The 13,526-nt window shown below is 36.4% G+C and carries 11 protein-coding genes; 4 read left to right on the plus strand and 7 right to left on the minus strand.

The features are described from left to right. Positions 1 to 6 precede the first annotated feature (6 nt). Positions 7 to 1,947, minus strand: coding sequence for a fumarate reductase/succinate dehydrogenase flavoprotein subunit (locus BM130_RS13010; RefSeq protein WP_010528763.1), 1,941 nt, complete (start codon positions 1,945 to 1,947; stop codon positions 7 to 9). An 18-nt stretch (positions 1,948 to 1,965) separates the two neighbouring features. Then, positions 1,966 to 2,670, minus strand: coding sequence for a succinate dehydrogenase cytochrome b subunit (locus BM130_RS13015; protein ID WP_010528764.1), 705 nt, complete (start codon positions 2,668 to 2,670; stop codon positions 1,966 to 1,968). 514 nt (positions 2,671 to 3,184) lie between these two features. On the opposite strand from BM130_RS13015, the gene frr reads away from it, so the two are divergent. Next, positions 3,185 to 3,760 (plus strand): ribosome recycling factor, encoded by a 576-nt coding sequence (frr, locus tag BM130_RS13020; RefSeq protein ID WP_237706179.1) that lies wholly within the window; start codon positions 3,185 to 3,187, stop codon positions 3,758 to 3,760. A gap of 100 nt (positions 3,761 to 3,860) precedes the next feature. Here frr and BM130_RS13025 read toward each other — a convergent pair whose 3' ends face one another. The 4 genes from BM130_RS13025 to BM130_RS13040 all read right to left on the minus strand — a co-directional run bounded on the left by BM130_RS13025 (position 3,861) and on the right by BM130_RS13040 (position 9,034). Next, the gene (locus tag BM130_RS13025; RefSeq protein ID WP_010528766.1) at positions 3,861 to 4,850 is read right to left on the minus strand and encodes a hypothetical protein; all 990 of its coding nucleotides are present in this window, start codon (positions 4,848 to 4,850) and stop codon (positions 3,861 to 3,863) included. A 1,285-nt stretch (positions 4,851 to 6,135) separates the two neighbouring features. After that, entirely contained in the window at positions 6,136 to 7,053 is a 918-nt protein-coding gene (locus BM130_RS13030; protein ID WP_010528767.1) for a CPBP family intramembrane glutamic endopeptidase, read from the minus strand. Between the two features lie 111 nt (positions 7,054 to 7,164). Continuing rightward, complete coding sequence (tyrS, locus tag BM130_RS13035) at positions 7,165 to 8,457, minus strand: tyrosine--tRNA ligase (protein WP_010528768.1); 1,293 nt, start codon at positions 8,455 to 8,457, stop codon at positions 7,165 to 7,167. A gap of 49 nt (positions 8,458 to 8,506) precedes the next feature. Further along, the gene (locus tag BM130_RS13040; RefSeq protein WP_010528769.1) at positions 8,507 to 9,034 is read right to left on the minus strand and encodes a CvpA family protein; all 528 of its coding nucleotides are present in this window, start codon (positions 9,032 to 9,034) and stop codon (positions 8,507 to 8,509) included. Positions 9,035 to 9,324: 290 nt separating this feature from the next. Here BM130_RS13040 and BM130_RS13045 point away from each other — a divergent pair, with 290 nt between their 5' ends. The 3 genes from BM130_RS13045 to BM130_RS15845 all read left to right on the plus strand — a co-directional run bounded on the left by BM130_RS13045 (position 9,325) and on the right by BM130_RS15845 (position 11,687). Continuing rightward, positions 9,325 to 10,836 (plus strand): GH3 auxin-responsive promoter family protein, encoded by a 1,512-nt coding sequence (locus BM130_RS13045; protein WP_010528770.1) that lies wholly within the window; start codon positions 9,325 to 9,327, stop codon positions 10,834 to 10,836. Between the two features lie 12 nt (positions 10,837 to 10,848). Further along, a complete protein-coding gene (locus BM130_RS13050) occupies positions 10,849 to 11,466 on the plus strand; it encodes a deoxynucleoside kinase (RefSeq protein ID WP_010528771.1) in 618 nt (205 codons plus the stop codon). A gap of 74 nt (positions 11,467 to 11,540) precedes the next feature. After that, positions 11,541 to 11,687: a helix-turn-helix domain-containing protein gene (locus BM130_RS15845; protein WP_373419094.1), complete on the plus strand. Its 147-nt coding sequence runs from the start codon at positions 11,541 to 11,543 to the stop codon at positions 11,685 to 11,687. Here the strand turns inward: BM130_RS15845 and BM130_RS13060 are convergent. After that, on the minus strand, positions 11,671 to 13,095 hold the full coding sequence (locus BM130_RS13060; RefSeq protein ID WP_029626735.1) for an alkaline phosphatase: 1,425 nt from the start codon (positions 13,093 to 13,095) through the stop codon (positions 11,671 to 11,673). The genes BM130_RS15845 and BM130_RS13060 overlap by 17 nt on opposite strands. Positions 13,096 to 13,526: the final 431 nt, after the last annotated feature.

The following is a 13,526-nucleotide window of genomic DNA, read 5'->3' on the forward strand; positions in this document are numbered from 1 at the left end:
CCCCCGTTATTTGTAGTTGCGTTGAACAGGTTTTACCACTTCAAATTTCAACTCTTCTTTGTGCAATTCTGGGTCCTGATCTTCACCTTTGTATAGCCAGCAGGCGGAATAAGAAAACTTATCATCCTGACGAAGTGCCTCTCCATCTTCCGTCTGATATTCTTCACGGAAATGACCTCCGCACGATTCTTCACGGTGCAACGCATCTATAGCCATTAACTCGCCAATCTCAATAAAATCAGCTAGTCTACTGGCTTTTTCCAATTCAACATTCATACCTTCGGAAGACCCGGGAATGCGCACATTACTCCAAAATTCTTTTTTGATGCTACGAATTTTTTCAATAGCTTGCTGCAATCCTTCCTTGTTGCGAGACATTCCCACAAAGTCCCACATAACAAGTCCCAATTCTTTATGAATGCTGTCGACCGAACGTTTTCCCTGTATGCTCATAATTTTGTCCAGTCGTTCTTTGGCTGCTTTTTCTGCTTCCTCAAATTCTTTTTCGTTAGTCGACATTCGCGGTGTTGAAATATCATCCGCTAAATAATTTTGAATAGTATATGGCAGAATAAAATAACCGTCTGCCAATCCTTGCATTAATGCGGATGCACCTAAACGATTGGCACCATGGTCGGAAAAGTTAGCTTCACCAGCAGCAAATAATCCGGGAACAGTGGTTTGCAATTCATAATCAACCCAAAGACCACCCATTGTGTAATGAATGGCGGGATAAATCATCATTGGTGTTTCATATGGATTTTCATCCACAATTTTTTCATACATCTGGAACAAATTGCCATAACGAGCCTCAATTGCATCTCGCCCAAGTCGTTCGATAGCAGATTTAAAATCAAGATAAACAGCCAATCCAGTAGCGCCTACACCATATCCGGCATCGCAACGTTCTTTGGCAGCCCTGGAAGCCACATCTCGGGGTACCAGGTTACCAAATGCAGGATAACGACGCTCAAGATAATAATCACGATCTTCTTCGGGAATATCTACTGGTCTTAATTTTCCAGCCCGGATAGCTTCTGCATCTTCTTTTTTCTTCGGCACCCATATACGTCCATCGTTCCGAAGGGATTCGGACATCAATGTAAGTTTACTTTGAAACTTGCCATGAACCGGGATACATGTTGGGTGAATTTGGGCAAAACAGGGGTTGGCAAACATAGCGCCTTTTTTATAGGCTCTCCAGGCAGCAGATCCATTCGATCCCATGGCATTGGTCGACAGGAAAAAAGTATTTCCGTACCCTCCGGTCGCCAAAACTACTGCATGCCCAAAATATCTTTCGAGCTTACCGGTAACCAAGTTACGAGCAATAATACCTCTGGCTTTGCCGTCAACAATAACGATTTCTACCAACTCGGTCCGGGTATGCAACTCAACGCTACCCTGATGCACTTGACGCATCAAAGCCTGATAGGCACCTAAAAGCAGCTGTTGCCCGGTCTGTCCTTTAGCATAAAAAGTACGACTTACCTGCGCACCACCAAAAGACCTATTATCTAACAATCCGCCATATTCCCTGGCAAATGGAACGCCTTGCGCAACACATTGATCTATGATACTATTACTTACCTGCGCCAACCGATATACATTAGCTTCTCTGGCCCGATAATCCCCTCCTTTTACGGTATCATAAAAAAGACGATATACAGAATCTCCGTCGTTAGGATAATTCTTGGCGGCATTAATACCACCTTGAGCAGCAATAGAGTGCGCACGACGAGGAGAATCCTGAATAGTAAAGACTTTTACATTAAACCCCATTTCACCGAAAGAAGCGGCAGCAGAAGCACCGGCTAATCCGGTTCCTACAACAATGATATCCAGCTTTCTTTTATTGGCCGGATTAACAAGTTTTTGATTAGCTTTATAATTGTCCCACTTTTGAGCTAAAGGCCCTTCGGGAATTTTCGCATCTAATTTAACCATGATCTCTCCGTATTTTATTTAGTTTGGCTGATAAAATAAGTATTGAAGAATGGCAATGGAAGAAAATCCTACTCCAATAATCCAGGCAAAAATATTACCTAAAATGGTTAATCTTTTTCTCCATAATTGGTTGCTAAAACCAATAGTCTGAAAAGCGGACCAAAATCCATGCGAAAGATGAATAGCCAGCCCAACAGCCCCAATGACATACACCACAACTATCCATAAATAACTAAAGGTAGTATTCACCAAAGCGTAGGCATTCTCCACCTGAGTAGGAACTCCACCAATTTCAATGGTTGTATGCTCAAGTCTTGGATCGCCTGTTATTTTCATTTTTACCCAAAAATTGGCAATGTGAAGTACCAAAAAGGCAGCAACGGTAATACCAAGCACCAACATGTTTTGCGAAGCCCAAGAAACGCCCTGGGTCTTTTTACCCGAAGCATAACGTTCCGGCCCTCGCGCTCGCCGATTCTCAAGCGTAAGCTTAACACCATAAAGGATGTGAATGATAAAACCCAGCGCCAACAAAGGCTCAATCACCCGTACCGCAGGATTGGTCGCCATAAAATGAGCGCCGGCATTAAAAAGGTCACCTCCATCGGGGACCAACAGAAAAGAGTTCACAGTTAGGTGAACTACAAGGAACAGAATCAGAAAAAGCCCTGATATACTCATCAGAAGCTTTTTCCCAATTGAAGAACCTAGTGTACTACTCATAAACCTATCAATTTTATTTGTATCTCGATTGTTTAACTAATTATTGAACCCCGTTTACATTGTTTATTGCCGCAAAGGTAGAAGCTACTTTCTTTATTACCCAAGAAAATTAAAGAAATTGTTCTTTATTTATAACTAATCTAATTTGGTTACTTCAAAAACCACTATTTCAAATCGTTTTTTTAATTTCTATATCTAAATTTAACAAGCTATAATCATTTTCATTTTTCATTCTACCACAAAAGTAGTATAAAATCAAAGATTTGATAAAAAATATAGCTTTAATTTATTCACATATCGCACTAATTGTTATATTTTATTTTTAAAAATCTTCAGTATCTTAAAAAATGTTTGACTGAATAACTAATTTTGAATTATTGTACTACATGAATCAAAAACTTACTGAAAAATTACAGCCATAAAATGAGAATATATTATTTATCAAACAAGTTTCGAATTGTACTAAAGTTTTATATTTTTGTTCAAAAATAATCCAGAATCAAACCATAATCAATTGATTTTAGCCATGGAAGATGATGTTCAAATTATAATTGAAAGCGCAGAAGAAAAGATGCAAAAAACCATTAATCATCTCGACCGGGAACTTGGAAAAATACGGGCAGGGAAAGCAGATCCCAGGTTGCTGGAAGGTGTATTAGTGGAATATTACGGCAGTATGACGCCTCTTAATCAAGTGGCAAGCATTAATACTCCTGATCCCCGTACAATAGCTATTCAACCCTGGGAAAAGGGAATGATTGCCACAATTGAAAAGGCTATTATGAATGCTAATCTGGGTCTTAACCCCGACAATAATGGTGATGTTATCCGGATTAATATTCCGCCTTTAACCGAAGAAAGACGGCAAAACCTTGTAAAACAAGTAAAGAAAGAAGGCGAAGAAGCTCGTATCAGTATCCGAAGCATACGACGCGATGCCAATGAAGAACTTAAAAAATTAAAAAAGAATGGACTTCCGGAAGATATTGAAAAAAATGCAGAAGAAGAAGTCCAAAAATTAACAGATAAATACGCTAAAACAATTGACTCAATGTTGGAAAAGAAAGAAAAAGATATAATGACCTTCTAAGAATGAATTTTCTTTCAAGATATACAAATTCCCGGACATCTATTAGTCTTAACAAAGATAAAATGTCCGGGATTTTGTTTCAATAAAATTTATTGACTTACTATATTTTATCTGACAGCTTTTTCCTTACAAAATCTTCGGTATATTCCAAGCGGTTCTGTCCTTCCACATCCATAAGCGTAATTTCACTTTTATTTTGCTCCCTCATGGAAGTTAATATCCTTATCATAACATTAATATTCCCTAAAGATTGATTTATCCGAGCCCTCATTTTCTTGGTTTTAGATTCAACCAGCCAGTCTTGGATCATATCACTTATCAATCCCTCCACAAATTCATCCGCCATTTTTTTCAGAATCAAAATATCACGAGCAGGGAAAAATGGCTCATTAAGAGCAGCAAAGCAATTCATCAAACTTGCAATGTAAGGGATAGCATCAAAAGCTTTGTCAATTTCACTTGGGGGAATAGCATCAAACTTAACTTTCCGCGAAAAATACAACTCCCAAGAACCCCAACTATCTTCTTGTTTCAGATAATCCACAGCTTCATTCAATGCTAGTTGAATTTTTTTACCGATGTCAATTGCTTTTTCCAAAGTTAGTGAACGCGCATTTACTTCCCCGGCCTTTTCAGATAGGTATAGCAAACTTGAAACTTCCTGAAAATAATACTTATCCATAGTAGCCTGCCTGATATTTTTCACCAGAACCCGTAAGCTCCGCGTTTCCCGTTTAGATTTAAGCAAAGGCTTAACTTTTTCCAGTTCTTGATCAAAAATCTGTATCCTTTTGGGGAAGGACTTTAGCAACATATAGGTTTCAAGAAATTTTAGCCTCTTAGGATCATTTTCATTATCTTGTTTTTCTAGGACAACATAAAATAACGATCTTAACCCAGGTATTTGGTCAAGGTTTTGAGAAGATAAATGAGGCAGTAATTGTTTGGTAAATGCTGTATTGGTTTTTCTCTCTTTTCTGACCTTTTCTTTCCGGAAATTTGTCAGCATCTCAAAATAGTTCTGAAGCGTCTCTTGCTTAATTATCTCTTTTTGAGCTTCTTTTATCTGATCTGCTATCCCCTTAAACATGATTATTTTTTTAATTGAATTTAATGCTAATTGTCCTATTATTCTGCAAAATATAATAAAGCCAGGAACACGCCTAGAAATTTCATTAACCTTTTAAAATTTCTCCTTTAAAACTTACTTGAATAAATTAATAGAATTACAGTTTTTTTACCGAATGAAACGAGCATGGCAACTTTTGCCACAAAAGGGCATTTATAAATTTTATTAAGCCATGCGAGTTCCATCCAACCAATAACTTAGATAAATTTTATACGGATGAAACGAGCATGGCGACTTTTTGCCACAAAAGGATATGTATAAATTTTTTAAGCCATGCGAGTTCCATTCGGCCAATGAGTTAAAAAGATTCTATACGAATGAAATTAAACTTATTTTACTGCAAATTGTGTTATATCCTCTTCTGCAATTTTTTAACTACAATAGAAATTTCTAAATAAATTCCCTTCTGCCTGTACTCTATTTTTTATATATTCATTTGGTTTAGCTTATTACATCGGAACAAAATATATTTAATTAATTGGTCCGATTAAACTTACATTACCTAAAGTTTATACATCTTCATGTTGTTACAACCTTTGTGGTACTGCTTGTTTCATTCAAAAAAACTTTTAAATTTAAATCACCATGACAATAAAATAATTTCTAGAAATATTTTTACAATCATATTTTAGAAAATTCTATTTTTTTAAATGCAAAATGATTAGATACAATACATTGAAGCCATAAATATAAACAAATATACTGTTCTTCAAATATTAATTTGACTGATAATAATGGATAAATGACGGTTCCCATATATCAGCCTGATTAATGAAATAACTTCGCTATAAAATTTAAATATTACACTTTTCTAATTAAAAACATAAGATTATATTTAAATAGTGGCACAATTTCTAATAGCCAAATCAAAAATTCTTCAATATAATTAATTATAAAAGTGCAAGTAAGCTTACAAGAATCAAACAAACCTCGGAAAAACAAAAAGCTTAAATTAAAATCTCCCAATCCCAATAAATGTCCGGCTTTAAATTCATTCCAATAAAGAATTGAAAAACAACAATAAAACTATAGTCCTATAACATATTTTTAGGCCACAATAAATGGTTGTTAAGAAATCAAATGTAACATTTAACAATAATCCAGTTCATGAATTCTTCTTTCTAGCATTTTACCTTCCCCCAAAAGTCCTTCAACCATAGATATTGTTAACTTGGAACAATATCAAAATCTTATGAGATTTTTTAAAATCCCACTATAATTTAATTCCGGAAACCAATAACTATAGTTAATTCCTTCGAATTTTGCAATTATGGCTATAAAATTGCCAAATAAAGACAAACATACCTACTGATGCAAAAGCAACGAACAACCAGGAAATAGTCATTTGATCAGGCAAAGGCTGAAGTGGATTTATTTCAGGATGTGTATATCGATAATAATAGAACAATATCAATGATAAAAAATTGTTGGCAAAGTGTCCTGCGATGGGATACCAAAGATTTTTGCCCCAAATCATCAGATAACCAAGAATCAAACCGAGGAAGAAACGCGGTAAGAAAGAAAAAAATTGTAAGTGAATAGCGCTAAAAATAAAAGCTGTCAAAAAAACTGCTAAATGTTCATTGCGAAACCATTCTTTAAATATAGGCTGCAATACCCCTCTGAACAACATTTCCTCACCTAAAGCTGGTAAAATGGTTATCATAAAAACATTAACCAAAACAAGATAAAATTGATCGGTATCCAAAAATCGGAAAATCAAATCTGCAGCACTCTCCTCTGATTGACGCATCCATTTCTCTAATCCTCCCAAAAAATCGGGCAACTTTAAAGTGCTATTCCAAAGGCCTAAATAATTAACTAACGGTTGAGAAAAAATTATAATCAAACAGCTAAGTATAAGCATTATTCTTTGGGGCTTATATAGGCCTAATCCCCGGGAAAAATGACCCCAAAACAAACTTCCTGCCAACAAAGAGGGAATAATAAACAGCGACATACTTTGAACTATCTGAAGATAGCGCAGCATCCCGGTAGTCATCAATCCATCTATACTACTTCCCTTCAGTAAAGAAATATTATCTACAAAAGGCAGAGCTACAAGCACAGCTAAAAAAGAAAAAACCATAAAGCTGGATATTACCAGCAATATGGTCATGACTATTTTCCCAAATCCCCCAAAATGATTCCAGACTGCTTTCATTCGCATAAAATTCACTTAAGTTATTGTCAGGATAAACATGCATGACCTAAAGCTTATGCAAGTTCTTGTTGTGAAAATCTTACACTGTCAAGCTCGTTTCATACCAGTAAATTATTCCACTATAACTAAGTAATAATTTTTTTTGCCTTTCTGAACCAGCAAATATTTGTCATTCAAAAGATCTGATGAATTAACCTTTTTATCTTCTGATTGAACTTTTTCCTTATTTATTCCAAGGCCTCCTCCTTTAAGAGTGCGGCGAGCTTCACCTTTCGATGGGAAAATGGGAGTTTCCCCTGCAACCAAATCTATAACGCCAATTCCTTGCTCAAGATTTTTGCGGCTGATATTAAAAGTAGGTACCCCCTCAAATACTGATAATAGTGTTCTTTCATCCAATTTTCTTAATGTATCTGTTACATTTTTCCCAAAGAGAATTTGAGATGCATCAACAGCCATTTGAAGTGCATCCTGGCCATGAACCAATTGTGTAACTTCTTCTGCCAAACGCTTCTGTAATAATCTTTGGTGCGGTGCTTCGTTGTGCTGAACTATAAGTTCTTCTATCTCTTCACGAGGTATACGAGTAAATATTTTAATATATTTTTCAGCGTCTTCATCAGAAGTATTAAGCCAGAATTGATAAAAAGCATAAGGACTGGTACGCTCCGGATCAAGCCAAACATTTCCGGTTTCTGTTTTCCCGAACTTACCGCCATCGGCTTTGGTAATAAGAGGACATGTTAATGCAAAAGCTTCACCTCCGGCTTTTCGCCGGATAAGTTCTGTCCCGGTAGTAATATTTCCCCACTGATCCGAACCTCCCATCTGTAATTTACACCCATATTTCTGATACAAATGGAAAAAATCATATCCCTGAACCAATTGATAAGTAAATTCAGTAAATGATAACCCCTCTCTGGCCTCATTACTTAAGCGCTTTTTAACTGAATCTTTAGCCATCATGTAATTGACGGTAATGTGCTTACCAACGTCCCTTATAAACTCCAGGAATGAAAAGTCTTTCATCCAGTCATAATTGTTCACTAAAAGGGCACTGTTTTCCTTCTCGGAATTAAAATCCAAAAATTTGGAAAGTTGTTTTTTTATACATTCCTGATTATGTCGAAGCGTTTCTTCATCCAGAAGATTCCGCTCTTGAGATTTCATGGAAGGATCTCCTATCATCCCGGTAGCACCACCAATCAACACAATTGGCCTATGCCCAAAGGCCTGGAGGTGCCGGAGCATCATAACTCCAACCAAATGACCTATATGTAACGAATCGGCTGTAGGATCAATACCCACATAAGCCGTGGTCATCTCTTTTTCCAATTGTTCTTCAGTTCCGGGCATGATATCGTGAATCATCCCTCTCCACCGTAATTCTTCTACAAAATTCATATTATTATGGTTCTCTTTTTTTAATATTAAAAACAATAATTAAACCTCATCAAATCGTTAAAAAGGTTTGACCTTCTTCTTCAGCTTTAAGTATATCATTCAAATCTTTGTTCATCAATTCAAAAAAGAATGGAGCTACGTTTTTAACCGGACCATAAAATTTCGAACGTTCCTGCTCCGATGGAGTAATAATATTATCTTCTAATCCAAAAGCATTTAAACCAAGCAATACGACACTTATTATGAACCCGGCTTTCAGAACACCAAAAATCAATCCTATTATTCGATTTATCAACCCTAGCGCTATAGCCTCCAGCAGCATATGAATCAAACTTGCCACCAGATGAACTATTACCACAACTACCACAAAAGTGATCAAAAAAGCGATGATACCCAAATATTGTGTATTGATAAAGCCGGAAATTAAATCGCTTGTAACATCTGAAAACTGCACAGCCATTATTATCCCCAATATTAAAGCTGTAAGTCCTGCTAACTCTTTTACAAAGCCATTTTTCAACCCCTTAATGCCTGCCCAAATGAAAATAATTCCGGTAATTATATCAAAATAACTCATAATTATATTATTTAGTTGGAGACAAAAAATATTTAAAGTCCATTTTTTAAGTAGGGTTGAAAAATAACCATTGCCAAATTCCTCATCTTATGCTTTTTTTATATCCGCAACTCTATTACAAGTCAAGGGAAGGCAAAATTATTTATATTTATATGCAAAACAACAAATATAATGTCATATTTTTGGAGAGGGTTTAAACAAAGCCTCTTTATTATTCTAGATTTTTTGCAGAGAATTCTCTTAAATTTTGATAATTAATTCACAACAATACAAAACAAAGAAACTATTTTATGCCGTTATTTTCGAGCATTATTGGATTATTCAATGCCCGGCGCTTATCTCAAATAGATCTTTTCAGAAAGGCGCCTATGGAAGTTCAAGAATCGGTTTTCTTTTCATTAATTGAAGAAGCTCAAAACACGGAGTGGGGTAAAAAGTACGATTATTCATCCATTCGCCGAATTCAACAATTTCAGGAAAGAGTTCCTGTTCAGGGTTATGAAAGCTTTGAACCTTATGTGGAAAGACTGCGAAAAGGCGAAAAAGATGTACTCTGGCCGGGAGTAACACGCTGGTTTGCAAAATCCTCAGGAACAACTTCCTCAAAAAGCAAATTTATTCCTGTAACTAAAGACGCTCTTGAATCTTGCCATTTTCGAGGAGGAAGAGATGTTCTCGCAATTTATCACGACAATTATCCTGACAATGGTGTTTTTTCCGGGAAAACATTAACATTAGGCGGAAGTCATCAAATCAACAATTTTAGTAATGATTCTTATTACGGTGATCTTTCCGCAATTCTTATTGAAAATCTTCCTTTTTGGACTCAGTTTTTTAAAACACCGGGACAAGATGTAGCATTGATGGAAGACTGGGAAGAAAAACTGGAAAAAATAACGCAAATAACCATTGAAGAAAATGTTACCTCTTTAGCGGGTGTTCCTTCCTGGTTTTTAGTGCTGATAAAACATATTTTAAAAACAACAGGTAAAAATAATTTGCTTGAAGTATGGCCCAACCTCGAACTTTTCATTCATGGTGGCATCAACTTCACGCCTTACCGAAAGCAATATCAAGAGATTATACCTTCCGACCAAATGCATTACATGGAAACGTATAATGCCTCAGAAGGTTTTTTTGGCATACAGGATGACCCATCATCTTCTTCAATGCTTCTAATGCTTGATTATGGCGTTTTTTATGAATTTATTCCATTAAACGAATTGGGACAAGATCATCCCAAAACCCTATTGCTTGACGAAGTAGAACTCAATAAGGACTATGCATTGGTCATTTCCACCAATGGCGGGTTATGGAGATACATAATTGGCGATACAATACGATTCACCCACAGATATCCCTTCAAATTTATTATTTCTGGACGTACTAAGCATTTTATTAACGCTTTTGGAGAAGAAGTGATTATCGACAATGCCATTAAAGCACTTCATGCAGCCTGTGATGCTACAGGCGCCATTGTTAGAGACTATACTGCCGGACCACTCTATATGAGCGCCGGGACTAAAGGAGCACATCAATGGATTATTGAATTCGAAAAACAACCCGACTCATTAGATAAATTCAAAGAGGTCCTTGACAAAACACTGCAAAATGTCAACAGTGATTACGAAGCTAAACGTTACAAAGATATTACGCTTGGTCCTCCCGATTTGGTTGTTGCCAGGAAAGGATTATTTTTTGACTGGATGAAATCAAGAAATAAATTAGGTGGACAAAACAAAGTCCCCAGGTTATCCAATAATCGGGACTATTTAGATGATTTACTCAAGCTTAACCATTAAAACACCAGATTTATGCATATCGCAATTGCCGGAAACATAGGTGCAGGAAAAACCACCCTGGCAGGCTTACTGGCCAAACACTACGGATGGGAAGTTCATTATGAAGAAGTAGATGAAAACCCCTATTTGGCCGATTTCTATAATGACATGAAACGATGGGCTTTCAACTTGCAGATATACTTTCTTAAAAGTAGGTTTTCTCACATTATTAAAATTAGAGAATCCAACAAAAATGTAATTCAAGACCGAACCATATACGAAGATTCGGTAATCTTTGCCGCGAACCTTTATGACATGGGATTGATGAGTCCGCGGGATTATGAAAATTATACCGGACTTTTCAATCTTATGAGCCGTTTAATTGCTCCACCCGACCTGTTAATATACCTTCGGGCATCGGTACCAACCTTGGTCCGGCATATTCAAATGAGGGGTCGCCCTTACGAATCATCCATTCGTCTTGATTATTTAAAACGACTTAACGAACGGTACGAAACCTGGATACGAGATTTCAAAGAATCAGACCTGTTAATTGTTGATGTTGACAAAAACGAATTTATTAAAGACAAAGGAAATCTTAGCGCCATCATCGATAAAGTTGACAGTAAAATCAACGGTCTTTTTAGCTAATAAAAATGTGAATGAAACAATAAAAAAATATCCTTTTAAAAACCCCAAAGCGACTTATTGATGAACGAATAATCCTGGAAGCAAAACGACTTCTTGTGCACCCCAATTTATCCGTCAAAGAAATTGCATACCAAACCGGATTTGAGGGTCCCACTAATTTTATTAAATATTTTAAGAAGCATACCTCTTTAATCCCCTTACAATTCAGGAAACAGTATTAACCTTAACCAGAGCATCAACACCCGCTGCCTGTAACATATAATTGTGTAAATCTGTGTTACGGACAAAAGGTGGTAATGCTTCGGTTTCTACCCCAAACATGGCCAATTCCACAAAATCCCCGGAATGATTCATTCCTGACCAGTAAATTGAAAGATATTTTTCCTGAATTTCGGCCAATTGACGGAACGGCAACTTATACGCATTGTAAAGCCCATCATTATCAAGCGAATGATACTCATTCAACAATATTTGTGCTTCATCAGTGGTTATAGAATATCCTTGGGCATAATTAATGCGTTCTATAACATCAGCGGGTGAATCGTTCCTTTTTATATTAGTCAGTATCCACTCATTGGTATGTTTAAAATTTTGCATTAAATCAAACTTCGCATCTACCTTAGAACTCATTATTAGACCTGGATTAGAGTTCCCATGGTCAGTAGTGATGATAACCAATGTGTCATCCCTGTTTTCAGCAAACTTAATCGCTACATCAACAGCTTCATCAAAAGCTATCTGATCATACAATAAGGCACCAGCATCATTCCCATGAGCAGCCCAGTCAACTTTACCCCCTTCAACCTGCAGAACAAAACCATTGGAATTTTCCGACATCAAGGCAATAGCTTTAGAGGTCATCTCTGCTAGTGTGGGCACTTTTTGTGTCAACTCCTTATCCGATTTTTGGTCAAGTGTATAAGGCAATCCACTTTCAGAAAAAACACCTAAGGTTGGTTTCCCCGGTTCAACCAATTCCATTTCACTTTTGGTTTGAACCACATTAAAACCACGTTTCTTAAAATCATCAAAAATATTTCTACCGTCTTCTCTCTTCGTGCCATCAAAATATTCTCTTCCGCCACCCATCATCACATCAAATTGAAGTTCCAAATATTTATCTGCAATTTTTTCCTGCATATTTCGGTGCTTCATATTTACACAAAAACCTGCAGGAGTGGCATGTGTAATTGGAACAGTAGTAACACATCCAACGGCCTTCCCGGCTTCCTTAAACTTCTGAAGAATTGGCTTATGCTCCAGACCGTTTGGGCCCACATTAAGAGAACCATTCTTAACTCTGATGCCCCCTCCCCATGATGAACTGGCAGCAGCCGAATCCGTTACTAAAGAATCGGCCGAGGCTGTATCCATCAAGGCATGTTTAACTTTATTTTGACGATACAAAGACATCCACCTGCTTTCTCTGCCCTCCTTCCTTTGCAACAGTAAATCAGCCATGGTAAGGGTACCATTGCTCATTCCATCACTTACTAAAAAAATTATGTTTTTGGCTTTCCCTTTAAAACCTTTTTTCCCTGTTGATGATACCGGACTACATCCTACTGATGCCATTGTGCCACCTAAGGCAGCTAACAACCCTGCATTTAAAAACTCTCTTCGTTTCATTCGTATTAAATTTTCTTTAACTATTAACAAGCAAAATAATCATGAAAAAATAACTGATAAAAAGTATTTATTGTTCTTTATTGAAACAATCATCCCCGTAAAAATAATTAATTCAACCAAAAACAAAGATACTTCCGGCTTTATTTAACGCAATGTAAACATTGATTTTATTTTATCTTTATACTTCAGTTTCAGTCAAATTAATAACCTATTGCATTTTCAGCTCATGCTGCCAAATTGTAACCATATCCCCACATCCACAAAAAAAAATCACACCTCGAGAATATTTTTCACCACAATTCTATTGTTGGCAAACCACAACACAGCCTCCCCTATCCACATTCAGCTTTATCCGTTAAAAAACTAAATTGCGTTAACTTTGTGTTTCATTTATAGGATACGAAATTAATTGTTTAATTTAACAACCTGAA

It is taken from the genome of Thermophagus xiamenensis, assembly GCF_900112795.1.
GTDB lineage: Bacteria > Bacteroidota > Bacteroidia > Bacteroidales > Marinilabiliaceae > Thermophagus > Thermophagus xiamenensis.